This window comes from Endobacterium cereale (genome assembly GCF_009617585.1).
In the GTDB taxonomy this organism is placed as follows: Bacteria; Pseudomonadota; Alphaproteobacteria; order Rhizobiales; family Rhizobiaceae; genus Neorhizobium; species Neorhizobium cereale.
This window is the reverse complement of the sequence record NZ_WIXI01000037.1, coordinates 63,916-89,783: the sequence shown is the minus strand read 5'-3', so window position 1 is coordinate 89,783 and position 25,868 is coordinate 63,916. Positions and strand designations below refer to the sequence as shown.

The following is a 25,868-nucleotide window of genomic DNA, read 5'->3' as shown; positions in this document are numbered from 1 at the left end:
TGATAGCTTAAGCTCTTGAAAGGATTCGAACCTGCGTCCCATACTCACTACGAGCCTTATCGGACCAGTATAGCCCTGAAATCATTGACGTTGACGCCAGTCGGTCCGCAGACAAAAAGATCGTCGACGGCCGCAAAGGCGGCATAACTGTCATTGGCCGAAAGCTTCGCATCGCCGTTTACATGCTTCGCGATGAAGCGGGCGACGCTGGTGCCATCAGCAAATGCCCCAGCATTATCCCCTGAGCCATCTATACCATCGGTGTCGGCGGCCAGTGCGAACACATCGAGACCATCGATCGCAAGCGCGAGAGACAGCGCGAACTCTCCGTTCCGTCCGCCCTTGCCGCACTTTGACCGAAGTGTAACCGTCGTCTCGCCACCCGACAACAGCACGCAGGGCCGGATAAACGGGCTATTATCCAATGCGATCTCGCGTGCGATGGCCGCGTGCACACGGCCGACATCTTTCGCTTCGCCCTCGATGCAATCCGACAGCACTAAGGGTGTTACTCCTGAGGCGCGGGCAGATGCTGCTGCCATTTCGAGCGAAATGCGGGCGGAGGATACGAGGTGGTGGCTGTGCCTGGCAAAGGGTGCATCCGCCGGGCTCGGTGCGCGAGCGGCGTCCGATCCAATGAAGTCGAGCATTCGTTGCGGGAGCTTTAGCCGATACCGTGCAATTATCTCCAGGGCATCATGACGACTGCCGAAATTAGGGATTGTTGGGCCAGACGACACCAATGCCGGATCGTCTCCAGGAATGTCTGACACCACGAAGCTCACCACCCGCGCCTTTGTCAAAGCCGCCAGCCTTCCTCCCTTGATCGTCGAGAATTGCTTGCGAACTCCGTTCATCGCTGAGATCGGAGCACCTGACACCAGCAGTTGCTCGTTCAGGGCAATCTCGTCGGCAAGAGCAAAACCGTCCGGCGGCGCGGGCAGGAGTGCCGAACCTCCGCCGCAGATCAGTGCAATCACGAGATCCTGGTTCGAGAGGTTCGATACTGCTGCTTTCAATCGCTCGGCAGCATCGAGACCCGCTTGGTCCGGGACCGGATGCGCCGCACCGATAACCTCAATGCACTGCGTCTCGCATTCGTAACCATAGGGCGTAACCACCACACCTGTCAGAGGGCCAGACCAAAGCCTCTCCAGCGAACGCGCCATCTGTGCTGCGCCCTTTCCGGCGCCGACGACGACCACACGCCCGCCAACAGGCGGAGGTGGCAGAAGGTCCCTGATCCTGCTCAATGGATCGGCGGCCTCTACCGCCGCTTCATATAGCGATGTCAAGAACAGTCGGGGGTCTGCGATCATCGTGCGTTGCTCCTGTCGGTCGAACTTCGCGGTGGCAACGTCATAATGCCTTAATGAGCGCCGAGTGGTCCGTGTCACCCAGACCTTTTTCCAGGGCACTGTTCATCAACTGGTGCACCATTGCGGTATTGGGCAGCATAATCTCCAGCAGGCGTGCGGATTCCAGCGCCAACGACAGATCCTTATGATGTAAGCGCATGCGGAAGCCGGGCTCGAAGGCTTCGTTAATCATCCGCTCTCCGTGAATTTCGAGAACCCGCGACGCTGCAAAACCGCCCAACAGGGCTTTGCGAACGACGGTCGGATCGGCGCCCGCCTTTCTGGAAAACCTGATAGCTTCCGATACGGCCTGAATGTTGAGGGCGACGACGATCTGGTTGGCGACCTTGGCGATCTGACCATCGCCGACACCGCCGATCAACGTGATGTTCTTGCCCATCTTTTCAAACAGGGGCTTTGCGCGCTCAAACGCTTCCGGCTTTCCGCCGGCCATGATCGTGAGCGAGGCGGCTTTTGCGCCGACCTCTCCGCCCGAGACAGGCGCGTCGACATAGTCGCAACCGCAGGCCTCGATACGGGCGGCGAAATCCTTGGTCGCCAGCGGCGAAATCGAGCTCATGTCGATCACCAGCTTGCCGCTGCTAAGACCCTGCGCAACCCCCTCTTCTCCAAACAGCACGGTTTCGACATCAGGCGTGTCGGGCAGCATGAGAATGATGACTTCGGCAGCCTGCGCCACCTCCATGGCGGAAGCGCAGGCCGTCGCGCCATGCTTGACAAGATGCGTCGAAGCAGGCTTCACCCGATGTAGGTAAAGCTCGTGGCCCGCTTCGATCAAGTGCTGCGCCATCGGGCGGCCCATGACGCCCAGTCCGATAAATCCGATCTTCAAAGCTCAATCTCCTTACTGATATGCCTTCATCCAGCCCAGTCCTTCGCTGGTGCCGGCGGCTGGTCGATATTCGCACCCGACCCAGCCGTCGTAGCCGAGTTCATCCAGGCGCCTGAAGATGAAGTCATGGTTGATCTCCCCACTCCCCGGCTCGTGGCGTCCAGGATTATCAGCGATCTGAACATGGCCGATCTTGCCCCGCAGCCTCTCGAAGGTGGAGACGAGATCACCTTGCATGATCTGCATGTGATAGAAATCGTATTGGATCAGTAGGTTGGAATGGCCAACCCGATCCATGATCCGCTCCGCCTGATCCGTCGTTGTCAAAAAGTAGCCGGGGATGTCGCGGGTGTTGATCGGCTCGAAGACCAGCGAGATTCCGGCATCGGCCAACTGTTCGGCAGCATAGCGCAGATTATCTACGAACGTCGCCTCGGCTACGTCAGGCTCAACGGCGGCGGGCACGATGCCGGCAAGGCAGTTGACCTTGCGGCAGCCGAGTGCGTCCGCGTACTTGATCGCTCTGGTCACGGATGCCTGGAATTCCGCGACCCTGTCCGGCAGGCAGGCTATGCCCCGCTCGCCTACTGCCCAGTTGCCGGCTGGCAGATTGAACAGGGCTTGCTGCAGATCATGGCGTGCCAGCTCGGCGGCGATCGCTTGAGGGACTTCCTCATAGGGGCTGACGTATTCTACCGCCCGGAAGCCATCCGTAGCGGCGGCGGCAAAGCGGTCGATGAAGGAATGCTCGGTGTAGAGCATGGAAAGATTGGCTGCGAACTTAGGCATGCTGAACGGCTCAAACTTGATCTGCGCGCAGGCGGTGAAGCATGCGCTTGTTGCGGGGATCCGGATTGGGGACGGAGGAAATCAGCCGCTTCGTGTAGGGCTGCGACGGGTTGGTGCGGATTGACTCCGCATCGCCGACTTCAACGACCTTTCCCCTGTGCATGACCGCCACGCGGTCGCAGAAGTACCGCACGACCGAGATATCGTGAGAGATGAAGACGAAGCTGAGGTGCAACTGCTTCTGAATGTCGAGCAACAGGTCGAGTATCTGGCTGCGGATTGACACGTCGAGCGCGGAGGTCGCCTCGTCGGCGACGATCACCTTGGGATTGAGCGCGAGCGCCCGGGCGATACCAATGCGCTGGCGCTGACCGCCTGAAAACGCGTGCGGGTAACGTTCCATGGCAAGAGGATCAAGGCCCACCTTGCCCAGCAACTCGGCGACGCGCGCCTCCACGGCCCTGCCAGACATGGCCTTGGAGATGACGAGCGGATCGCCGATGATCTGCTTGACTGTCATGCGCGGATTGAGCGAGGCGAACGGATCCTGGAAAATCAGCCTCACATCCTGATGATAGCGCCGCAGATCGGCCTTGCCGAGCGTCGTGACATCGACCGGTGAGGCCGCCTCGTCGGCACGGTATGTGACGCTACCCGACGTCGGCTCTACGATGCGCAGGATCATCCTGCCGAGCGTCGTCTTGCCCGAGCCGCTCTCCCCAACGATACCGAGGTTTTCGCCGGGGAAGAGATCAAGATTGGCGTCATCGACGGCGACCAGGCCGCGACCGCTGCCGCGCGAAAACATGCGTGACGGTGCGCCGTAGATCTTGGTCAGGTTTCTGATGGAGAGAACCGGCGCGACGGTCGGAGCGAGCGATGCCGGCAACGCGCGCCCTGCCGCGCCACTTTCCAGCTTGACCGTCGCATCGAGAAGCTGTCGCGTATACGGATGCCGGCTTGCGTGGAAGATGTCGTCGACCGGCCCCTGCTCGACGATCTTGCCGAAGCGCATAACGGCAACCTCATCCGCAACTTCGGCGACGATCCCCATGTCGTGGGTGATTAGCAGCATTGCCATGCCGCGCTCGTCCTGCAGCCGCTTGATGAGGTCGAGGATCTCCGCCTGCGTCGTGACGTCGAGCGCCGTCGTCGGCTCGTCGGCGATTAGCACTTCCGGATCACAGGCGAGCGCCATGGCGATCATGGCCCTCTGCCGCATGCCGCCGGAAAACTCGAACGTGTAGCGATCGGTCATCAGTTCTGGCTGCGGGATTTCGACCTGGCGCAGCAACTCAATGCAACGAACGCGCGCCTCTTTCTTCGAGACCCGCTTGTGCAGGCGAACCGCCTCAACGATCTGCGAGCCGATCGTATGAACCGGTGACAAAGAGCTCATCGGCTCCTGAAAGATCAGTCCGATCCGACCGCCGCGGATGCCCAACACCTCGCGGCTCCCCTCCTTAAACTGGGCGACATCCACAGGCCCGTCCGGGCCGTCGAGCAGGATCTGGCCGCCGGTCATACGGCCGGGCTTGTCGATGATCCGCATCAGGCCGCGGGCCGTGACAGATTTTCCCGAACCGCTTTCGCCGACAAGCGCCATCGTCTTTCCGCGCTTCAGGTCGAAGGTGACGTCGCGCACAGCGTGGAGCACATGTGTCCGGAGGTGGAAATCGATCGACAAATTGCGGACCGAGAGCAGCGCATTGGGCTTCATCATCGAACTTCCTCTCAAGTGTCGTAGGGATCGGCTGCATCACGCAGGCCGTCGCCGAAGAAATTGAAGGACAGCACCGCGAGCACGACCGCGAGGCTGGGCCAGATGAGCAACCACGGCGCGGTTGCGACCGTGCGGACGTTCTGAGCATCCTGAAGCAACACACCCCAGCTGACGACCGGCGGCTTCAGGCCGACGCCGAGGAATGACAAGGACGTTTCCGCTACGATCATTGTCGGGATGGCGAGCGTCACGACTGCGAGAATATGGCTAGTGAGCGACGGCAAGATGTGGCGAAAGATGATCCTCCGCTCGCCGGCCCCATCCAGCCTCGCAGCAGTGACGAAGTCATCGCCGCGCAGCGAGAAAAAGCGCCCCCTGACCTCTCGTGCGAGCCCCGTCCAACTCAGAAGCGATACGATCAGCGTTACCATGAAGTAGACAGAAAGCGGCGACCAGCTAAGCGGGATTGCAGCCGCTAGCCCGAGCCAGAGCGGAATGGTCGGCATAGCGCTGACGATCTCGATGATCCGTTGAATGAGTGTATCGACCCAACCGCCATAGTAACCGGAAACTGCTCCCATGATCACGCCAAGCGACAGCGAAATCGCCACGCCCACGAGCCCGATCGACATAGAGACCCGCGTTCCGTAGATCAGGCGGCTCATCAGGTCTCGACCGAGGCGGTCGGAACCAAGCAGATACATTGGTTCGCGCGCATCCAGTGGACCGACCAGATGAGTCTCCATCGGGATGACACCCCAGAGTTTGTAAGGCGCACCTTTGACGAAGAAGCCGATCGGTATGACCTTCGTCTGGTCGACAACGAAGCTACGGCGTAGCGCCTTAGGCTCGATCTCGATCTTGTAGCCCTTGACATGTGGCAGGAACCTGGTCTCGCCATCAGCATTCGGCGCAAATAGTGAGATCCTCTGAGGTGGTGCAAAGGTGAACTGGGGCCGGGACGTGTTGGGCAGGCCGGGCGCCAGGAACTCGGCGAAGGCGCCGATCAAGTAGAGCACGACAATGATGCCGCCGGCAACAGCCGCGACCTTGTGGCGGAAGAAGCGCTGGCGGATGAGGGTCCACTGTCCGGCAGCTTCCAGAGTTTTGACCTTCCCTCCCGACTTCAGCGGGCTGACGGCGGGACCAGTCTCGAGTAAGGCGGTAGAATTTCTGTCGATCAACATGGCGCCCCCCTCAGTTGAACCGAATTCGCGGATCAAGCACCGCCAGAAGAATGTCGGAGATCAGCATCCCAACCAACGTCAGCACACCCATCAGGAGAATGAAGCTGCCCGCCAGATACATGTCCTGGCCAACCAACGCGCGCAGGAGCAAAGGACCGGCGGTCGGCAAGTTCAGAACGATCGCTGTGATGGTCACACCGGAGACGAGGTCCGGCAGCACCCAGCCGATAGAGCTGACAAACGGATTGAGCGCGATGCGCACGGGATATTTCAGGATAACCTTGTGCTCGGGCAGTCCCTTGGCGCGAGCCGTGATCACATAGGGCTTGCTTAGTTCATCGGAGAGGTTCGCTCGGAGGATGCGGATCATGGCGGCAGTGCCGGACATGGCGATGACGATCACCGGGATCCACATGTGGCTCAGCATATCCGTGAGCTTGGCAAGGCTCCAGGGAGCATCAACGAAGGCGGGAGAGAAGATGCCGCCCACGCTTTGCCCTAAGAACCGATAGCTGGCATACATCAAGGTAAGCGCCATGATGAAGTTCGGCACGGCAAGCCCGATGAATCCCAGCAACGTGAAGGCGTGGTCGCCGAACGAATGCCGCCTCACCGCCGAATAAATGCCGATTGGGAGCGAGATCGCCCATACCATTAAAAGGCTTGCCAGCGAGATCAGCAAAGTTGATCCCATCCGGTCCCAAATTAGGGTGGAAACCGGCTGGTTCCATTCGAATGAGTAGCCGAAATCGCCACGGGTCAGTATTCCGCCAATCCAGACAAAGTACTGAACATGGACCGGCTGGTCGAGGCCGTACTGTGTGCGCAACCGCGCGATCGTGGCCTCGTCCAGGTTCTGTCCCCCATCGGCCATGGTGGACAGAAGTGACGTCAGATAGTCGCCGGGCGGCAACTGGATGATCATGAAGGCGATCAGCGACATGCCGAACAAGGTCGGTATCATGTACAGAACGCGCTTCGCCACATAAGCAAGCATGGTCTCCTCCCGCTGCTATTGCTTGGCTCACGACTGCCAGGTGAGATGAACCGTCTCAAGAGCCTCAATGGTAGGCACCAGGATTTCGACACGGTTCCCCACGATACGGCTTGAAACCGCTTCAGTGCCAACGAGCAGCTTTATCGCCCCCGGCTTGCGCCCCTTCGGCAGTTCGATCGACAGGTTTTGCTGACCGATCGGATAGACCTCCCGCAAGGGACCCTTCATCATCATCGGGTTGGTGAGGTTGACCAGGAAGATCGCCATGGCGTCCTCACTCTCGTAGACGGCGATATCGATGATCCCTTTGCCCTCGACCCGGACGCGATGATCCTTGCCGATCGCCCAGGTCACCGCATTTGCGATCAATCGGCCGTGATCGGGAGCAAGCACCTTCCAGAAGACCTCGCCGATATTCCACGGGATGTAGACGACGCGTCCTCCGTGGCCGGTGTCGCGTGCAACGACGGCGGCTCCGGTCGGCGCCTCCCGGGGGTAGACCTCCTCCATCGGCAGATCTGGAAAGTCAGGCACGTAGAGGAACGGGGTGTCTGCCGTCGCATCTGCATCGACAGCGATCAGACGTGTACCGCCGATGATGCGAGAGGCGCCCTCATAGCCCTTGTTGACAGGGTGCGAGCCGGACAGCGCCACGTAGGTGTTTTTGACAGGACCGCGTGGAGCCGATGTCAGAGATGCGCCGAATACCCGCGAGAGACCGAAATCATCCCGTCGAGTGCCAACTTCGTCGTAGAGCGAGGTCTCGCTTGCCGCCACGACCGAACCGCCGCGCTGGACATATTGCTCAATCGCCAAGCACTGTTCGTCGGATAGATATGTAGCGTTGGCCAGTACGATCAGCTTGAAGCGGTCGAGTGCTTCTGGGGTCATCACTTGGTCGGAGAGGAACTCGAACGGAATGCGCGCTTCGACCAGGGCGTGATAGAAACCGAGATCGTTGTGTTCGGCGATGTGCCGCTCTTCTGGTGCCCAGTGCCTGAGCGTCGTCGACGGATCGATGATGGCGATCTCGGCTGTCGGCTGCATTCCCTCGATTTGTGGCTCGATGTCCGCATGCAGGTTAAATGCCTCGACGACCGGCTGCACCCAGCGATCATCCGGAACGCAGGCGTTGAATTTTGTGAACCAGGGAAACAGTCCCTGCGCCATGCCATCATGGATCCACAGCTTGATCTCTTCGCCGCTCTGGACGCTGTCCTTCCAGCGATATTCTTCCTCCGGCCCGATGGAGGTGATCAGCCCGACCGGACGGTCGCGGAACGTCCCGCGGATGCGCTTGCCGTTGCGGCCGGCAGACCAGCCGACCTCGACGCCTTGGCGCGCCTGGTGGTCAACGAACAGGATCGGGCAATGCTTCTGGATGAGTGACAGGTCGAACTCCATGAGCGATGAACCGCTCATGTTGGGGATGAAGCTCGCGTGGGGGCGGATGGCCTTCACCGTCTCGTCCCAGTAGACCACGAGGTCCGTGAGTACCCGCCGGCGCCATGCGGCCCATGCCTGCCATGCGGGATCGGTGGCATCCGCTTTCGCGGGAAGGTCAAAGCCGGTTTCGCTTTTGAAACGTCTTTGATTATCTTCGCTGTATGAAACGCCGTGCCCCTGCCAGCGGTTGGCGAACACCGCATCGATGTCGTATTTGGTGACGATCTCCCGGATGACCTCGGTGGTAAAGTCGCGGTTGTAGCTTCCCAGCGCGTCGGTCACGTAGATGCCGGGGAAGGCCCAGTGTTCGCGTGGCGTACCGTCCCGGTTGATCGCTACCCACTCCGGATGGGCAGCCGCCGCGTCCGCGTGGATGGCATGCGGGTCGACACGCGCCATGACATGCATGCCAAGCTTGCGAGCTCCCTCGACGATGGTGCCGAATGGGTCTGTGCCGCCGATGAATTTCGACACGTAATGCAGCGGGATTTCGCTGGGATAGTAGGCAATGTAGCCGCCGGCCGAGAGGCACACTGCGTTCGACTTGGTGCGCCGAAACACGTCGATCCAGAATTCCGGATCGTATTTATCGGGATCATCTTCCGCGAATGTCAGCTGTGTCCAGCGGGTGGCGGACTTGTACCATTCAGGAGAACGATCGGTGGAAACAACGGCTTCGCTTGGTCGATGCAGCATATGGGCTTTCCATGGCAATAGGGTGCCTTCGCGCCGTGGGGCACGTGCAACAGGTTGAAGTACGCGTCCCGGACCTTTCCAGGACAGGGACGAGACAGTGTGATCAGGCCTTGAAGAAGGTCTCGGGGTTCGCAGGTCCCGGCGTCGGATAACCCCAGGAGTTCGGCATCGTCTTGGGGACGTTCTGCATGTCGTTTCGCACCACGCCGTAACTGTCGCTCGGCAGGCAGACGCCGAAGACATAGAACTGGTCGGCGGCGATCTCGAGAATTTCTGCCATCAACTTACGTTGTACCTCTGGATCCGGCGAGCCTAGCACGCGGTCATATCGTTCCAACGCGTCCTTGACCGGCTGGGGTGGTTCGACCGCTCCCTTGGATGCGGGGTCGCGGTACCATAACTGCCACCCCTTAGCGTAGAGGGCTTCTGTCGTGTTGGGGATGAAGTAGCGTGGGTCGAGGATGGCTGCGATACCGCCATTGCCACCGAAGCGATGCGCTGTGCCATCGAACTCGATGCCCTGGCGAACCCGAACCTCCCACAGGGAGCGGTCCATGCTTCGCATCTGCACATCCACGCCGACCGCCTGGAACATTGGCAACGCGAGCTGGAAGATGTCAAGAAACGTTGCGCGCGCCTGATCGATCTCGAAGATGATCGTCACCCGTTTGCCGCTTTCATCCTGTCGGAAACCCTCACCGTCTTTGTTCGGAAGGATCTTGTCCAGCAGGGCGTTGGCAGCATCGGGATCGTACTGAGTGAACTGTGTAGCCAGGCGTTCGTTGTAGAGTGGATCTTCCGCCCGGACGGCGGGCTGCGAGATCGTTCCTTGGCCGATGAACACAGTGTCGATGATAGCCTGACGGTCCAGTGCCATAGACAGCGCCGCCCTGAAATCCTTGTTGTTGTAGAGTTTTCGCTTGGCCTCGTTAGGATGGTTGAGGTTGAGCTGGAAGACCATCTCGTTGGTCTCGGTCGAGGTCAGCGTATAAAGGCCGAACTTGCCCTGTTCCTGGGAGTCGTAAAGGACGGCACGGTTGGCTGGGGTGGCTATGTATTGGTCCATCAGGTCGATCTCACCCTGCATGGCTTTCAACAGCAAGACCTGTGCATCGGCCACCATCTGGTAAACGATGCGATCAAGGTAAGGCAGTTGATTGCCCTCGGTATCGACCTTCCAATAATAGGGGTTACGTTCGGCAACCGCGCGGTCGGTGCTCTGCCCCGGCGCTATTGCCATTTTCCAGGCGTGAATGACCGGGCGCTGCGAGTTCTGGAAGAACTCGTTGTCGACGACGAGACCAGCTTCACGCTGGAACAATTGGATCCAGCCGGAAGCTCCCTTGGCCTTGGCCTGCTGCTCGGCATCCGGATTATATTTTATGTGGAACTGCTTCAGGTAATGTTTCGGTGCACGCGTCGTCTGGTCGTCGTTTGCCCAAGCGAGCCGCAGCGGGAATAGTCCGTTGGGTGCCGCGAAGATCACCTTGAACGTGACGTCGTCGACAGCCTCGAACCGCGCCTTTTTGCCTCCAGCTCGCAGATGGTTCTGGCCAACGTCGTTCAGGCCATCATAATCGAAGATATCCTCGTACCAGAACAGGATGTCCTCGGTGGTGAAAGGCTCTCCATCCGACCACTTCATCCCCTTGCGAAGCCTGAAAGTGAATTCGGTCGCATCGGTATTGCTTTCAAAATGCTCTGCGACGTTCGGCACCACACCCGACCAATCCGGCGCATAACGAACAAGAGGCTCGTAGGCCTGGTAACGAAACAGCATTGATAGGGATCCACCACCGACAATCGCGCTGTTCCAGTCACCCCCATGGGTGCCGACGCGATCAAGAGGCGTTACGACGAGTGGGTTGATCGGCAGGCGATCCGCGACTGCGGGAAGGTTCCCTGCCTTGACCAAAGCTTCCAGCATGGCCGGCTCCCTGGCGGGAGTCACCTGCGCAAGCGCAGGCATTGCAGGCAGAATAACAGCGGCAGTACTCGCAGCCAGAAACGCGCGGCGACTAAATCCTTGCATGACTTTCCTCCTCCATTCACGTCGCAGCCAGGATGGCCTCCCCTCCTCAGGATCGGTCCCGCCACGTTTCCACAAATTGCCCTGTCAAGGCAGCTTTTATCTCTTCTTTTTTTGTCAGCTTGTATTATGTAATTTGTTAGGTAAAGCGTTATGTTGAATTTTGTTTCCAAGACCGGCGTGCCGGTCTGACGATGAGGATGGTCATGGGCCGGATTACATTGCAGGACATCGCCAACCACACAGGCTTGTCGAAATTCGCGGTGTCGTGTTCCCTCTCGGGAAAGCCGGGCGTTAGCGACGCTACCCGGAAACGCGTCGAAGATGCTGCTGAAAAACTGGGATATCTCCGCCCTAGGCCTGTAGAAGAACAGCGCGAGATCACGGTGATTTTCCACGATCGGGTCGACAACGTCAGCTACGAACTACGCACGATGCTGCAGGACGGTATGCAACGGGAAGCGCATCGTCTCGGTCAGCCTGTTCGCCTGCAATGGACGCACGACGCCAATAGGGTGGAGACTATGGTGAAGGACAGCGCGGGCATCATTCTCGTCGGCCCCCATGAGCAAAGAACCCTGGATATCCTGAAGTTGTCCGGCGTCCCGGTGGTGCGGCTCGGCTGGGTTTCCCCTCTGGAACAGGCGGACCATGTCGGGGGAACGGATCATGAGGCAGGCATCGCAGTCGGCGACTATCTGACCGGGCTAGGCCATCGGGACATCGCGTTCCTGCAGGGCGAGGAAGGATTTCGTGGCCGGATGGAGCGGTATCACGGCCTGCGCGAAAGTCTCGAACAACATGCCGATGCGCGTTTGCATGATTTGCGGTTCAAGGAGGATGGAGGCTTTATCCCCGCGCTGCAAATGCTTCACAAGGCTGGCATTGCGCCAACGGCGCTGTTTTGCGCCCATGATGGCTTGGCACTCACAGCCGTTTCCGAACTCCTGGCGCGGGGTTACCGCATCCCGGAAGACATGTCGGTGGTCGGCTTCGGCGACTTCTCCGCGGCAACCCAGATCTCCCCACACCTGACGACCATTAAGGTCCAGGGGGTCGAAATGGGTGCGACAGCGATGCGCCTTCTACTGGAACGTATCGAAACGCGGGGTCAACCGGTGCACGCACGACGCATCCTGATCGCGTCGACCTTTGTCGAGAGGCGATCATCGGGCGCCGCGCCGAAGCGGGCGAAATTGTTAGATCGCACAAGCCCGTAGAGGCTTCGCAGTGATGAAGGGATTGGAACTGTCGACCGTACCTAGTATCCCTAAGCAATTGGAAATCGATCGCCCCACCAAACCGGTCGATTGCTGTATGACGCGGTCGCAAGTTCGCTTAGCACTCATATCGCGTTATGAGCGCGTCATTAGTTGAGGCGGGTATCACCGTCTTCAGAAAACAGGTGAATGGAGCCGACCTCCGGCGAGACGTGCATCACTTCGCCAGGCGCACTAGTGATCCGCTCACGGAAGACGCCGGTTACCTGATTTCCCCCCAACTTCATCGTCACTTGCGTCTCAGGCCCCATCGGCTCGATGAGCACGATTTCGGCGGGAACACCCGCGTGACCGGGATGGTCAGACAATCGAAAGTGTTCGGGGCGAATGCCGTAGACGGCAGCCTGCCCCATTGCGGTGTTTATCGACTTAGGCAGGGGCAAAACCACGCCCGATGTTTGGAAGCCCGCCTCCGTTATCTTGCCCTCGATAAAATTCATCGACGGCGATCCGATGAAACCCGCAACGAACTGGTTGGCCGGACGGTCGTAGAGATCAAGCGGCGCACCGATCTGCTCTACCCTGCCGCCGTTCAGCACGACGATCCTGTCGGCCATGGTCATCGCCTCCACCTGGTCGTGAGTGACGTAGATAGTGGTCGTCTTCAGCTTCTGATGCAGTGCCTTGATCTCGCCGCGCATCACGACACGCAACTTCGCGTCGAGGTTCGACAGCGGCTCGTCGAACAGGAAAACCTGCGGATTGCGAACGATTGCGCGGCCCATGGCGACGCGCTGCCGCTGGCCGCCGGAGAGCTGGCGCGGATAACGATCAAGAAGATTGCCAAGGCCCAATATGCCCGCCGCCCAATTCACCCGCTCGGTGATTTCGGCTTTGCTGGCACCGCGGTGCTCCAGCGAAAAGCCCATATTGGTCGCAACCGTCATATGCGGGTAAAGCGCATAGGACTGGAACACCATGGCGATGTCGCGGTCCTTCGGGTCGAGGTCGTTGACGACCCTATCGCCGATATTCAGGGTACCGCCGGTGATCGTTTCCAGACCGGCGATCATTCTCAGAAGTGTGGACTTACCGCAGCCTGACGGCCCGACCAGCACAACGAACTCGCCGTTTTTGATGTCGAGATCGACGCCGTGAATAGTCTTTACTGCGCCGTAGCTCTTGCGGATATCGGAAAGGGTGACGTCTGCCATGATATGATCCGGTTGTTCAGCCCTTGAGGCCAGTATGGGCGAGGCCTTCGACGAATTGCTTCTGGGCAATAACGAAGACGATGAGGACGGGCAGCGCCGTCAGGGTGGCTGCTGCAAGCTGGATGTTCCACATCGGCCCACCATACGCATCCGTGTATTGGGTAAGCGCCTGCGGCAGCGTGAACATCTCGGCGCTGGAAAGAAATACGATAGGTTCGAGGAACAGGTTCCAGGAATGCAGGAAGGTGAAGATGGCAACAGAGGCCAGCGCAGGTTTTGCCAGCGGCAGGGCGATCCTGGTGAAGATTTTGAACCGTCCGAGACCATCGACGCGGGCTGCCTCTTCCAGTTCGGCCGGAAGCGTCACGAAGAACTGTCGCATGACGAATGTGGCGAATACGCTGGGCGCGCCGAAGATCGGCACGAGGATCAGCGGCCAGTGAGTGTTGACCATGCCGGCCTTCAGAAACATCTGGAATAACGGCACAATCGTCACCTCGGACGGGATCAGCAGGCCGAGCAGCACGATCATGAAGACCGCATTCGCGTAAGGAAATCTGATCCGGGCAAAGGCATAACCCGCCATGGACGAGATGATCATCGTGCCGACGGTCACCACCGCCGCGATATAGGCGGAGTTCCAGTACTGCTGGACAAAGGGCTGCAATTCGAAGACCTTCGAATAAGTCGTCCAGTCGTAGCTTTGCGGCACGAGTTGCGGCGGGAAGGCGAAGATATCGCTTATCGGCTTGAGCGACGACGTCACCATCCACCATGTCGGAAAGACGAAGGGGATGAGCAGTACGCACATCACTCCGTAGAGCGCCACCTTCGTGCGCGGGGAAATATCAGCTCTCATAGAAGACGATCCTCTTGCGCATCTGCCACTGGGCGAATGTCAGGATGGCGACGATGGCAAACAGCAGGATGGACAGCGTCGAGCCGTAGCCGAAGAAGTGAAACTGAAACGCCTGCTGGTAGAGATAGTAGACCAGCACCGTCGTCGAGAGACCCGGCCCGCCCTGGGTCAGCACCGCGATCTGGGCAAAGACCTGCAGCGAGCCAACAATGGTGATGATCGAGGTCAGCAGGATCGTCGGGCTGATCAGTGGCAGGGTGATGCGGCGGAACTGCTTGAAGGCCGGCGCGCCGTCAATCCGGGCTGCTTCGTAGAGTTCCTTCGGCACGCCCTGCAAGGCAGCCAGGAACAGGATCATGTTCAGGCCGACATTCTTGAACACCTGCACGACGATGACCGAAATCATCGCGGTCGTCTCTTCCCTGAGCCAGTTCGGCCCTTCGATGCCGAACGTCAGGAGCATGCCATTGATGCCGCCGTTTTTCTGCAGGAGAAAGCCCCAGACGATCGTCCAGGCAACCAACGAGACCACGACTGGAGAAAAGAACAGGGTGCGAAAGACTGCGATGCCGGCGAGCTTCTGGTTCAGCAGCACGGCCAGCAGCAAGGCCAGTGACAGGTTGAAGATCACCAGCCCGGCGGAAAAGATCGCCGTCGCGCCCAACACTTCGAGAAGGTTCTCGTCCTCCATCAGCATCCGGTAATTCTGCGCACCGGTATAGGTGAAGGTATTCGCGAGCACGTTCCACTCGTGCAGCGAATACCAGAAGACCAGCCCGAGCGGGATCAGCACAAAGACAACGATCCCGATCAGTTGTGGTGCAATGAAGAGGAAGCCGGCGAGGCTGTCGCGCCGCGCGATCGTCCAGAACGGCGATGAGGAACGGCCTTCCGGACGAGCGTTTTCCTGCGCGACAGCCATGACCAACCTCCTTCAGCGCTTCAGCAACGGGCCGATCTGGCCGCAGATTTTCTGAAGAGTAGCCGGCACGTCCGCCTCCGGTCGCCACACGGCGTCGAGATTGGAGCGAACCATCTGCTGGATCTGAGCAAAGCCGGTATGACCGGGCATGACCTTGCCGGTGGCGATGCCTGAAATCACGACCTTTTCGATCTGCTCCTGCCTGAGCAACGGATTGGTCTTTTTCAGGATATCGGCATTCAGCAGCGACTTGCGCGCAGATGGGAAGAACTGGCTGAGCTTGGCCGAGTTTTCCGGATTGGTCATGTAAGCGACGAATTCGGCGGCCGTTTCAGCATTCTTACCCGATTGCATGACGCCGATGCCCGCCTGGCCTATCAGCGCATATTCACCTGCCGAGCCCTTCGGCAGCGGCACGAGATCCCAGCTGAACGCCTTTTCCTTAGGCAATAGCGAGGCGCGGCTGATCTGGGTGATCGTCATCGCCGCATTGCCGGCGAAAAAATCGACTGTCTCGCCCGGGCCGGGGATCGCCTTCTTGGTGAACACTGCGTCGTGGATGAAGGTCAGCGCATCCGCCATCGGCTTGTCGGCCATGGTGCAGGTCTTGCCATCTTCGCTCCAGGGCGATGCGCCCCATCCGCTCCACACAGAGGTAAGGTATTGCCATGCCTGATAGTTGAAGTCGCGTACGACCAGACCACCCTTGCCGGATTTGGCGACGGCGGCGGCCGTTCCGATCGCGTTGTCCCAAGTCCATTCGCCTGCAGCGATCATCTCGGCCGGTGTTTTGGCGCCAGCAGCCTTGATCAGGTCATTGTTGACGAAAACGGCGAACGGCGAAGTCGAAAACGGATAGGCGTATAGCTTGCCGTCTTCAGTCCAGCGTTCGGTGGCCCCGGTGCCGACTTCTTCGAGATTATAGCCTTCTGCCGCCTTTAAAGTATCGGTCAGCGGGTAAAGTGCACCCGACTTGACGAAGTCATAGGCCGAAGTCTCGAAGATCCACGCCATGTCGGGCGCGTTGCCACCGGCGATCTGGGTCGTCAGCGCCGTCGTGTAAGTCTCAAACGGCAGCGACTCGTAAGTGACGCTGACATTCGGATAATCCCTCTTGAAGCCCGCGGCGATCTCGTTGAACAGCTTCAGATGTGCTTCATTGGCGCTCCAGATTGTCATCCGAAGATTGACCGCATCCTGCGCCTCGGCAGTTCCGCCTAGCGCAAGCGATCCGAAGATCGCCAGCGCGCAGGCGGTTGTTTTCAAAGTCCTTTGATAAAGCATTCCCAGTCCTCCTCCAAAGATGGGTTCGATCAACAATCAGTAGGCGGCGATCTCCGGCCAGCGGATTTCGATGCCTTCGCGGGTCAAGGCCGCCTGGAATTCCGCCAGATGGCTGTCGCCTTCCTGCACTTGGTGTGGCGTCAGCCCCTTCTCCAGGCACCACGCCGCCAGCATGCCGGCCACTTCGCCGATGTTCCATTCGACAGGGTGCAGGCGGTAGCAACCGTTGGTGATATGCGTTGTGCCGATATTCTTGCCGGCCGGGATGAGGTTCTTCATTCGCTGCGGCAGCAACGCACCGAGTGGGATCTCGAATGGGCAGGACGGGACGTCGACATAATTGTCACCGCCGGTCGAGGGATGCAGGTCGATGCGGTACATGCCGACGCCGATACTGTCCCGATAACGCATCGCGCCTTTTTCCCCGCGCACTGTAAAGGACAGGTCCTGTTCAACGATCCGAGTTACCGGCTTGATGCGCCGGCCTTCGCGGATATAGGGCGCCATGGCAAGGCCATGTTCGGTGCCGGTGATATCACCACGCAGACGCAGGCCGCGGTAACCCTGCCCCCCGTCAAGACGCGGTGCTTCCGTCTGCAGCCAGTAGAAGACAGAATAAGAAAGGTCGGCCGCCGATTTCAGATGGCGCGCCTTTTCCTCGTCCGGAACGTCGATAATCGTGCCGTCCATGTAGTCGATCATCGGCCAATTCACGAGGCAGATGTCGGACTGGTAGAAACCAGGCGCAAAGTTTTTGCGCGCTGCGATCCGGCGAAAAATCCAGAGGTTCTCATCGCCACCGCCCTTGCGCTGGTCTGCATCGACGAGAAGCGGATCATCATCCGGGTTCGGCGTGAACGAGCGTGTCGTATGTTCCAGCGTGCGCGGATGCGGCGCCGTCAAGCCAAGCAGCGGCCCACCCCAGAAATGCGGCTGGTACTTGCGCCAGTAGTCATAATTTTCCGGCTTGTCGATCGTCTGGTCGCCATCGACATGATCGATCGCAAAGCAGATTGAGACCGCCTGAACATTGTCCGGCTGGGCTTCCGCCGGCGCACTCGGTTCGCCTGTGTCGGACTGCGCCTCGAAGCCTTTTGCGTATTCCGTACCCGTCATCGGCAGAAGATCGCCGAGTTCGGTCGCGTCGAGAACGTAGTCGGCGGAAATGACGATCTCGGCATCCGTATCGCGCTGGCGAACCGTAATCGAGCGAACCGTATCGCCCTCGACATCAGCGGCAACCGGCCGATAGGGTTTCAGCACCGTCAGCCGGCCGGCACCGATATAAGGCATCAGCATGCTTTCCATCACCGCCAGGCTGACGCGTGGTTCGGCGCAGATGCGGCTCACCCAGCCGCCGCCGGGATTGAGATCACCCCAGGCGCGGGCGCCTTCGGTCAGCGGATAGTGGTCGCGATAATATTGCCGGACACCACTGCGCAGTTTGCGGTAGGACCGTGTGATGCCAAACTGCTCGACCCAGGTGTGTTCGTCCGACGGCACGGCCTGACTGGTCAACTGCCCGCCGATCCAGTCGAATTCCTCCGTCATGATGACGCGCTTGCCTGCGCGTGCCGCGCCAAGTGCTGCCGCGACGCCACCAAGTCCGCCGCCGACGACAAGAATATCTGCTCGCATCTCTTTCACGTCATTACATCCGTTCTCTATTGGCGTTTCTTCGCTGGACCCGAAGGACAGGGTCCCAGTGTTTCGCCCTCGACGGGCCCACAAGTCAGGAGGATCTGGCTGCCGGCGCTGCCGGTCTCGATCCGGTTAACCAGCATCGCCGTTGCCTGCCGTCCCATTTCCTCACGCGGGATTTCGTAGGAGGTGAAACGCACCGGGCTGCGGCCGGCGCGGATATGGCTTCCAAGCACGACCATTGAGAAATCCCGCGGCACGGAAAGCCCGCGCTCGCGCGCTTCAGCCTCGACTCTCACCGCATCCGCCAACTCGATGAAGAAAGCGGCCGTCGCACCGCTCGACACGATCCCGTCGACGATCTCACCGGCCGGCCGGTTGACGGCATCGACATGCAGGGCAAGCTCCGGCCCCTCACCCATCGCGGAACCGAAACCGCGCCAGCGATCGGCAATGGATTCCGCCGGTCCTTCCGGACCGACATAGGCAAGCTTCGAGTGGCCGAGCGAAACGGCCTTTTCGACGAGTTTCCGGGTGCCGGCCGCATAGTCGCCGCCGACATAGGGAACCGGCCCGCCGGCATCGTCGCGACGGCCGATCGCCACGAACGGGTAATCCTCCGCCACCAGCCGGGCGAGTTCCTTGCGGTCGAATTCGCGGCCGAGCACGAGGCAGCCGTCGGCGATGCGGAGCCGGTTGTTCTCGGAGAATATCTTGCGGTTATTGCCGACACCGGCGCTCGTCAGAAGCAGGAGATCGTAGTTCTGCTGCTGCGCCTCCTCCTCGATACCGAGCAGGAAGGGCGTGAAGAAGTCGGCCTGCGCGCTCGGAAAAGCCGGCTCGTAGGTGAAGACGCCGAGGATGCGGTTCAGCCCCTTGGCCATCCGCCTCGCGATCGGGTCGGCGACATAACCGGTCGTGCGGATGACGCCTTGGACGCGCTCGCGGGTCTCGGCAGGGATACGTGCCAACGCGGTAGGCGCGCCGTTGAGCACAAGCGAAACCGTAGCCTGGCTGACGCCGGCAAGTTTAGCGATATCGTTCTGAGTTAGTCGCTTGTGGCCGGTCACGTGATGCCCTCCCAAACATCCGAGAATGCGCTAATACGTATTAGCAGCTAATGCGCATTAGCACAACAACCGTGCGGTCTGTCAAGAGGTGATTGTGAAAGATCTAATTGCCTCGCCTGCAGCGAAAGTTATGAAGGGAAAGGAATAAGCCTGCTATTTCGTGAGCAGGATTCTGGTTCGTCTTCTTTGCTGGACCGCGTTGTGCGTGGGCGCGGCCGCGCCAATATCGGCCGGTTATTACGGTCTTGATAGGATCTGAACCGTCGACCTGTTTATTTGCGTGCTAAAAAATGTAGGCAGGTCAATGCGTTGTTCCTTTGATTCAGCCGAAGTATCTAGCTCAAGCAGTCTGTGCGAAGAAACTGACGCAGCACGATGATTGTTGAGAAGGATTGCCCTCTGAATTTTGGTGTCGCGGCAAGCGTACGGTAAGCACAGCTCGCCGCACGGTTGAGCAGTGGTCGTCGCTCGGACGCATGGCACCCTTCTAGAACCGCCCACTGATTCCCACTCTTGCACCAGCCGATTGCTCGCCATCGCCTTCGATGTTGAACAGCAAGCCGAAATCGACATCGAACTCCTGGCTCGTCTGCATCGACAATCCGGCGGACACCTGCGCGAATGCACCGGCGCCATCCATCCCAGAGAAGCCAGCTGTGGCGCCGATCTTCGGTGTCAACACGAGGTCGTTGTCCAGCGTGACCTGCCGCGATATTTCTGCACCAAGGCTGGCGCGTAATTGCTCGCTGGTGAAGCCGTCGAGATCAAGGATATCACCCGCGCCGTTCGTAACGGAATAATCGTCAACCGTTTCCGACATGTAGACCGCACGAAGCTTGGGCGTGAGCACCGTGACCTCATCAAGGTTCCACTGCCCCTTGATGGAGGTGTCGAACAGCCAGCGACTGGTATCGAATGTGCCGTCCCAGAACCGGGTATCGATATCGTTGGCAGAGCCGCCGTAAAGCAGACTCGTATCCCAGAAGACATTCTTGCCAATTTCGAATGAAGCGTAGGGGCCGGCGAGCCAGCCGTTGCCGGTCAGGGTCGTATCCTCATTGGTTGGATCCGTCATCCGGTCGTAGTGGAAAGAGACTCCTAGCAGCGCCTTATCGGAAAGCAGGTAATCCGCCCCGGCGGAAACCATTGCAAAGTTACCCCACTTGTTTCCGTTTTCCTCGCGATTATGGGCGAAGAAGGTTCCATCGATCCAGATGTTGAACGAAGAGAAGTATCCCCCTGCCCCACCATCGACGGCATCTCTTGCAGACTCCAACTGTGCAAGGCTGGTAGAGAAGCCGAGTGTCATACCCTCTGCAGATGGCATCATGCGGGCCGTGACCGGATCGGTTGCTGTTGCCATACGGCGTCGTTCCATCAGGCCGGGAACCTTGATGGACGAGGCTATCATGTTTTGCCGTGTCTGCACGAAACCACGCACCAGATTGTCGATATCCTCGGCGACCTGAGTTGGGCTAAAGCCAATATTGTAGGTGACCGTGCCAGTATTTGAGACTCCGAGCGCGCTGGTGAGACGGAAGCCGATGCGGACCTGACCCGCATATGCAGGGTTGGGAATGAACTTCAGGTACCAGCCGGTCGGCGTTGGGCCACCTGCTTGGGCAAACTCGCCATTGACGATACTGACCGTGCCGGCGTTTGCTGGCTCCACAAACGTCAGATCGCCTGAAACAAAGGGCCCCCCTGTCGCCCCTCCCGCCAGATTGACGTTTGCAGGTGAAGAGCCAGCTGGAACCGATACGACCTTGTCATCGACGGTGACGGCACGAGGCGCAACTTTCAAGGTATAGCTAGCCGTGCCTATATCACCGTTGTTGTCGCGCGCCTGGATGGTAAAGCTGTAGTCTCCTTCGGATCCAGCGGCCAGCGGGCCAGTGAGTTCACCTGTCGAGACATTGAGAACCACGCCGTTCGGTAAACTTCCAGACGAGAGGCTGTAGATCAGCGGCGCTGCGCCGCCTGTGGCTGAGATGGCCTGACTATAGTCTTCGCCAGCCATCGCCTCCGTCAGCGCACCGCCGGAGGGGGAGAAGGTGAAGGAAACCGCCGGAGCAGCCGCGATCGCCAGTGTGTAATTCGCATCACCGGTATTGGCCGGAGTGCTGCTATCGTTGACCGTTACCACGACAGAGGAATTGCCAGCTGCCGTCGGAGTACCAGATATCGTACCGGTTGAGGCGTTGAGAGTAAGGCCCGCCGGCAGTCCGGTAGCGTCATAGGTGTAAGGTGCGGTCCCACCCGTTGCACTGACGGAGCCGGAATAGGCGGTTCCGACTGTTCCAGACGTCAAGGCACCAGATGCTGGCGAGACGGTGAGTGTTACAGCTTGCGACGTCACTGCGAGCGCATAGGCCGAACTGCCTGCTGCATTGTTGGCATCGGTTGCCGTCACGGTGAAGCTTGCGTTTCCAGCCGTCGTCAGTGTGCCGGAGATCACCCCTGTCGACATATCCAGCGTCAGGCCCGCAGGAAGCGATCCGGAACTTACGGCATAAGTGTAGGGCGAAGCGCCCCCGGAGGCTGCAACAGTCTGGCTGTAAGCCGTTCCGACCGTTGCGCCCGTCAGCGTGCCAGCCGCTGGCGAGAAGGCAAAGGTTGGGGCCGATACCGTGATGCTGACAGTTGCGGCCGTCGAGGTTCCGGCCGTGTTGGTCGCGGTATAAGTGAAACTGTCAGCTCCGGAGTAACCAGCCGTCGGCGTGTAGGTGATCGATGTTCCGGCGATGCTCGCCGTGCCGTGGGCGGGGTTCGATGCGATGGCAACAGAGTTTGCAGCGCCACCGGTAATGTTGAGGGCAATCGGATTGGCCAACGAATTGGCCGCAACCGTCGCGCTGACATTGTTGGCAACAGGAAGCTGAACGGCCGCCGCCGGGGTCACCGAATTGGATGCAGCGGATGCGGCGCTTGAACCGACGCTGTTGGTAGCGACGACGGTGAAGGTATAGGCCGTGCCATTGGTCAGGCCGGTCACTGTGATCGGGCTCGCCGCACCGGTCGCGGTTGCGCCGCCGGGGCTGGCCGTGAAGGTATATCCGGTGATCGCGGCTCCGCCATTGGCGGACGGTGCGGTGAAGGACACAGTCGCCCCGCCATCGCCTGCCGTTGCTGCCCCGATCGTTGGAGCGCCGGGAACCACGGCTGCAATGGCGAGCGTATAGCTCGCACTGCCCGTTGCGCTGTTGGCATCGGTGGCCGCCACAGTGAAGGCGGCGTATCCACCTGTCGTCGGGGTGCCTGAGATCACCCCTGTTGAGGTATTCAGCGCCAGACCCGCAGGAAGCGATCCGGAGGTTACGGCATAGCTATAGGGTGATGTACCCCCCGAAACCGAAACGGCCTCGCTGTAAGCCGTTCCAACTGTCCCGGTTGTCAAAGCGCCCGAGCTCGGCGAGACTGTGAGTGGCACCGATATGGCAGCTATGGCCAGCGTATAACTTGCCGATGCTGCAGTGTTGTTTGCATCCGTTGCTGTGACAGCAAAGCTGTAGCTGCCAGCCGTCGTCGGCGTCCCGACGATGGCACCAGTCGCAGTGTTGAGCGTCACGCCCGCTGGAAGCGCACCTGAATTGACAGAGTAGGAATAGGGCAAGCTCCCACCTGAAACCGTAATGGTCTGAGAAAAGACCGTGCCGACGGTGCCTGAGTTTAGTGCTCCAGAAGGAGGCATCAGGCTCAGGTTCGCCGCCGTATAGCTATATCCGCTAGAAAGCGTTGCCGTTCCGTTAGCCGTGGTCACCACGACATCGACGGAGCCTGCAGCGTGCGCTGGGGTTGCCGCGGTGACCGAGGTGGCGCTGTTGACCGTATAACTGGTCGCAGCCGTCCCACCGAAGGTCACGCCTGTCGCACTGGTAAAGTTGGTCCCGGTGATCGTTACCAAAGTACCGCCGGCCGTCGTGCCAGCGTTGGGGTTCACAGATATCACACTTGGTGTGGATAGCTGGCCCGAGCAAACGATGGAGAAAGCGCTGAGGTAGGTCCGTGCGTTCAAAGCAATATAAAGCCCTGAGGTACTTAGAGAGTTGTTGGTGCCGGACTGCTGTCCTTGAGAGCCTGAATAACTTGAGTAGACATAAACTGCGGCAAGGTCGTAAGTCGAAAGTCGAATATTAGCAGAAGCAGTTTGATTAGTTTTGGGATCCGTCCCGTTATCAGTAAACGACACAGTGATCGTTTCGCCCGTGTCAAAGGCAGAAGCCGCAAATCGGCCGGTGTACGACGTCGTCCCACTCTGGTTATTCAAGGTGCTGCATGCGGCAGACAAAGCGTAGGCGGGCGAAAAGCCAGTCGCACCGACAGCTAACAATGCCACGACGAACGAAATGAGCATTTGAACCAGTGAAAGGCGGCTAAAACGCTGGTTGCTGTCGCATTGGTTCGAGCATTTCCACAATCCCGCACCTGTACTCATCGATTAGCCATTTCCCGCCCGAATCTATATGAGTGAATTAGCATAAAAAAATATCGAAAATCCAAATTATTGCTGGATTTGGATATCCGTTTGTCAGCTGAAAAACTTGGCTGATTATACCCGCATAAGATCCGGCTTACGGCATCTGGACGGATGGCCTGAAGCTACTTTTTCGGGGACCAAACTGTCCCGTGCCGACTTAGAGGCAGCGGGCACTCATTGGTGCCTTATTCAAGGTAGTTGTCGGTGGTGGTGCCGCAAGCACTTACTGCCGCGCTAAACGACACTAACGAATGGCACCATTATGCCGCATTGACAGCGCCGTCCTGCTGCAGCCGCTAAGCTATTCACTGCTACTGCAGGTCTTACGTCTTGATAGGATTCGAACTTCCGACCCTGTTATGCGAGAACTAACGCACGGAAGCTGCTTAGCGGAAAACGCCGGTACGCCGTATGGAGAACGACCGATCTGAGCCAGATTGCCGACCGCGCGTTCCTAGGGCACGTTGACAGAGAAACGGACATTAGGGTTCTTGCCGCCGGGGTCGGGACTGGACTCGAATCGGTCATTTTTGGCGGCCGTAAACAAAGGTCGCTACCGCAACAAGTTGGATCGCCGCCGCCAGTATAAAAACGCCAGGTTCGGAGATTGTCCTGACGATGCCGAACACGGCGGGTGCAAGGGCATACGTCGCTTGACTAAGAGCCACGATCAGCGGCACGACTCGTGAAACATCAGCCTTGTCAAATTCCAGCTGTGCGATAAGAGGCGGGAGCGACGTAGCGTTGCCAATGCCCAGTCCGAAAAGCAGGACCCCGGCGATCATTGCCGCATGGTCTCCACCTGCCAGCAGAAGCGTGATGGAGCCGATCACCTGGACGCCGTAACTTGCGGAAGCGATAAGACGGCGGTCCGCCGAAATCGGCATGAACCAGCCGATGCCAGTGCGCCCCGCAACTGCAGCAGCGGTTGCGCCACCCATCAGTACGCCCGCGCCTTGCGCACCAAAGACCGGAACAACGATCGAAAACAGATGTGCCAACAGTCCTACCTGCGCAAACAGTCCGGCGGCCATACCCGCTGAGAGCGTTATGAAGCGACGATCGCGCCACAGCAAACCGCGCGGCAGCGATGGACCCGGCGAAGACGCTGCCATCCGTTCCACCTGGTTTGACTTCGCTCCGTCTGGAGATTGCCCCAAGGCTTCAGGCGATTTGGAAAACACCAGAGCAGACAGGACCGCGACTGTGGCGGTCATAGAAATCCCAATAATCATCGCAGCCTGTGAAAAACCGCTCCAAGCGATGAGAACGACCCACAACGGCGAAAAAACTACGCCACCCACGCTCGCTCCATTGTAAGCCATGGACAGTGCTGCCGGACGTTTGCGGATAAACCATGGAGCGACAATTGCATTCACCGCCGCAGCTCCCATGGCAACCCAACCTGACCCACTCAGGAGAGCGGCCGCGAAAAGGTGCCAGGGATGGCTGGCCAGTGACCACCCGCCGACACCGAAGGCAAGCACAACCGCTCCGGCAAACGTTGTCACTGGAACGCCCCAACGCCGATAAAGTCGAGGCAGGTTTGCGACGACGACCGCTCCAATGAGAAAATGCAGCGTGACAGCGGCGGATACGAGCGCGAAGGGCCATCCAGTCCGCTGAACCACCATCTGCAAATAGATGGGCGGTCCGTAAAAACCGGCCCCCCAGCCAAACATGGCGACGAGGAAAGTGGCAGCGACCACATGCCAGCCGAAAAATGATGAGGCTTTAGATGTCATGAAAGCGTTCCATTGGTCATTAGCCCTTATCGCAGGCTCAACGACCAGAAGCTTCGGTCATGATCGAAGTGTGTGCGTTGAATCGCCATGAGCGCGAAGACGAAGACATCTAACCGACATCCAATGTTATGGTCTGGCGTGCCCTCTTCCAAAAGTTGCGCAGGCTGACTGACTCAGCCGTCCGCTCTTACCGCGAACGGGACGAACTCCCGTCGACACGAGGCCCGCTTGCAGGTCGGTCGCGGCGGCTTGAATGACCGACGTGGCCGCCCAGAGCGTAAGACGCCTTCTCAGAGCTTGCCTGTTGGCAGCAATTGGGCTCTCTGGGAACTAACCGCTTTGCAGGGGATGTGCTGAG

At 59.2% G+C, this 25,868-nt stretch carries 17 protein-coding genes; 1 reads left to right on the top strand and 16 read right to left on the bottom strand.

Annotated elements, in window-relative coordinates; translation table 11 throughout:
- Positions 1–56: 56 nt before the first annotated feature.
- The 8 genes from GAO09_RS07020 to GAO09_RS06985 form a co-directional block, all read right to left on the bottom strand.
- Positions 57–1,319, bottom strand: a complete 1,263-nt coding sequence (locus GAO09_RS07020) for a glycerate kinase type-2 family protein (RefSeq protein ID WP_153353390.1) — start codon at positions 1,317–1,319, stop codon at positions 57–59.
- Between the two features lie 40 nt (positions 1,320–1,359).
- A complete protein-coding gene (locus tag GAO09_RS07015) occupies positions 1,360–2,211 on the bottom strand; it encodes a 2-hydroxy-3-oxopropionate reductase (protein WP_132279071.1) in 852 nt (283 codons plus the stop codon).
- A 12-nt stretch (positions 2,212–2,223) separates the two neighbouring features.
- Positions 2,224–3,000, bottom strand: a complete 777-nt coding sequence (gene otnI, locus GAO09_RS07010) for a 2-oxo-tetronate isomerase (protein WP_153353320.1) — start codon at positions 2,998–3,000, stop codon at positions 2,224–2,226.
- 10 nt (positions 3,001–3,010) lie between these two features.
- Positions 3,011–4,723 (bottom strand): ABC transporter ATP-binding protein, encoded by a 1,713-nt coding sequence (locus tag GAO09_RS07005; RefSeq protein ID WP_153353319.1) that lies wholly within the window; start codon positions 4,721–4,723, stop codon positions 3,011–3,013.
- A gap of 11 nt (positions 4,724–4,734) precedes the next feature.
- Positions 4,735–5,910: an ABC transporter permease gene (locus GAO09_RS07000; protein ID WP_153353318.1), complete on the bottom strand. Its 1,176-nt coding sequence runs from the start codon at positions 5,908–5,910 to the stop codon at positions 4,735–4,737.
- A 10-nt stretch (positions 5,911–5,920) separates the two neighbouring features.
- The gene (locus GAO09_RS06995; protein ID WP_132279059.1) at positions 5,921–6,907 is read right to left on the bottom strand and encodes an ABC transporter permease; all 987 of its coding nucleotides are present in this window, start codon (positions 6,905–6,907) and stop codon (positions 5,921–5,923) included.
- Between the two features lie 27 nt (positions 6,908–6,934).
- Entirely contained in the window at positions 6,935–9,049 is a 2,115-nt protein-coding gene (locus tag GAO09_RS06990; RefSeq protein WP_153353317.1) for a family 10 glycosylhydrolase, read from the bottom strand.
- Between the two features lie 103 nt (positions 9,050–9,152).
- Positions 9,153–11,081 carry an ABC transporter substrate-binding protein gene (locus GAO09_RS06985; protein WP_132279053.1) on the bottom strand — a complete coding sequence of 643 codons (1,929 nt, stop codon included), beginning with the start codon at positions 11,079–11,081 and terminating at the stop codon, positions 9,153–9,155.
- 203 nt (positions 11,082–11,284) lie between these two features.
- Between GAO09_RS06985 and GAO09_RS06980 the strand changes: the two genes are divergently transcribed.
- A complete protein-coding gene (locus GAO09_RS06980; RefSeq protein WP_153353316.1) occupies positions 11,285–12,298 on the top strand; it encodes a LacI family DNA-binding transcriptional regulator in 1,014 nt (337 codons plus the stop codon).
- A gap of 149 nt (positions 12,299–12,447) precedes the next feature.
- Here the strand turns inward: GAO09_RS06980 and GAO09_RS06975 are convergent, their stop codons facing one another.
- From GAO09_RS06975 to GAO09_RS06940, 8 genes are all read right to left on the bottom strand, one after another.
- Positions 12,448–13,512 carry an ABC transporter ATP-binding protein gene (locus GAO09_RS06975; protein ID WP_153353315.1) on the bottom strand — a complete coding sequence of 355 codons (1,065 nt, stop codon included), beginning with the start codon at positions 13,510–13,512 and terminating at the stop codon, positions 12,448–12,450.
- 16 nt (positions 13,513–13,528) lie between these two features.
- Positions 13,529–14,371: a carbohydrate ABC transporter permease gene (locus GAO09_RS06970; protein WP_132279044.1), complete on the bottom strand. Its 843-nt coding sequence runs from the start codon at positions 14,369–14,371 to the stop codon at positions 13,529–13,531.
- A complete protein-coding gene (locus GAO09_RS06965; RefSeq protein ID WP_132279041.1) occupies positions 14,361–15,293 on the bottom strand; it encodes a carbohydrate ABC transporter permease in 933 nt (310 codons plus the stop codon). The genes GAO09_RS06970 and GAO09_RS06965 overlap by 11 nt, the downstream gene beginning before the upstream one ends.
- 12 nt (positions 15,294–15,305) lie before the next feature.
- Positions 15,306–16,577, bottom strand: coding sequence for an ABC transporter substrate-binding protein (locus GAO09_RS06960; protein ID WP_153353314.1), 1,272 nt, complete (start codon positions 16,575–16,577; stop codon positions 15,306–15,308).
- Positions 16,578–16,613: 36 nt separating this feature from the next.
- A complete protein-coding gene (locus GAO09_RS06955) occupies positions 16,614–18,215 on the bottom strand; it encodes an FAD-dependent oxidoreductase (RefSeq protein ID WP_132279330.1) in 1,602 nt (533 codons plus the stop codon).
- 26 nt (positions 18,216–18,241) lie between these two features.
- Entirely contained in the window at positions 18,242–19,288 is a 1,047-nt protein-coding gene (locus GAO09_RS06950) for a LacI family DNA-binding transcriptional regulator (protein WP_338015052.1), read from the bottom strand.
- Between the two features lie 487 nt (positions 19,289–19,775).
- On the bottom strand, positions 19,776–23,723 hold the full coding sequence (locus GAO09_RS06945) for a putative Ig domain-containing protein (protein ID WP_153353312.1): 3,948 nt from the start codon (positions 23,721–23,723) through the stop codon (positions 19,776–19,778).
- A 566-nt stretch (positions 23,724–24,289) separates the two neighbouring features.
- Positions 24,290–25,510, bottom strand: a complete 1,221-nt coding sequence (locus tag GAO09_RS06940; RefSeq protein ID WP_153353311.1) for an MFS transporter — start codon at positions 25,508–25,510, stop codon at positions 24,290–24,292.
- Positions 25,511–25,868: the final 358 nt, after the last annotated feature.

Coding starts and splice junctions, on each gene's coding strand:
- GAO09_RS07005 (WP_153353319.1), bottom strand. CDS start 4,723: ATGATGAAGCCCAATGCGCTGCTCTCGGTCCGCAATTTGTCGATCGAT.
- GAO09_RS06990 (WP_153353317.1), bottom strand. CDS start 9,049: ATGCTGCATCGACCAAGCGAAGCCGTTGTTTCCACCGATCGTTCTCCT.
- GAO09_RS06955 (WP_132279330.1), bottom strand. CDS start 18,215: ATGCGAGCAGATATTCTTGTCGTCGGCGGCGGACTTGGTGGCGTCGCG.
- GAO09_RS07020 (WP_153353390.1), bottom strand. CDS start 1,319: ATGATCGCAGACCCCCGACTGTTCTTGACATCGCTATATGAAGCGGCG.
- GAO09_RS06945 (WP_153353312.1), bottom strand. CDS start 23,723: ATGAGTACAGGTGCGGGATTGTGGAAATGCTCGAACCAATGCGACAGC.
- GAO09_RS06970 (WP_132279044.1), bottom strand. CDS start 14,371: ATGAGAGCTGATATTTCCCCGCGCACGAAGGTGGCGCTCTACGGAGTG.
- GAO09_RS06975 (WP_153353315.1), bottom strand. CDS start 13,512: ATGGCAGACGTCACCCTTTCCGATATCCGCAAGAGCTACGGCGCAGTA.
- GAO09_RS06940 (WP_153353311.1), bottom strand. CDS start 25,510: ATGACATCTAAAGCCTCATCATTTTTCGGCTGGCATGTGGTCGCTGCC.
- GAO09_RS06960 (WP_153353314.1), bottom strand. CDS start 16,577: ATGCTTTATCAAAGGACTTTGAAAACAACCGCCTGCGCGCTGGCGATC.
- GAO09_RS06980 (WP_153353316.1), top strand. CDS start 11,285: ATGGGCCGGATTACATTGCAGGACATCGCCAACCACACAGGCTTGTCG.
- GAO09_RS06995 (WP_132279059.1), bottom strand. CDS start 6,907: ATGCTTGCTTATGTGGCGAAGCGCGTTCTGTACATGATACCGACCTTG.
- otnI (WP_153353320.1), bottom strand. CDS start 3,000: ATGCCTAAGTTCGCAGCCAATCTTTCCATGCTCTACACCGAGCATTCC.
- GAO09_RS06965 (WP_132279041.1), bottom strand. CDS start 15,293: ATGGCTGTCGCGCAGGAAAACGCTCGTCCGGAAGGCCGTTCCTCATCG.
- GAO09_RS07000 (WP_153353318.1), bottom strand. CDS start 5,910: ATGTTGATCGACAGAAATTCTACCGCCTTACTCGAGACTGGTCCCGCC.
- GAO09_RS06985 (WP_132279053.1), bottom strand. CDS start 11,081: ATGCAAGGATTTAGTCGCCGCGCGTTTCTGGCTGCGAGTACTGCCGCT.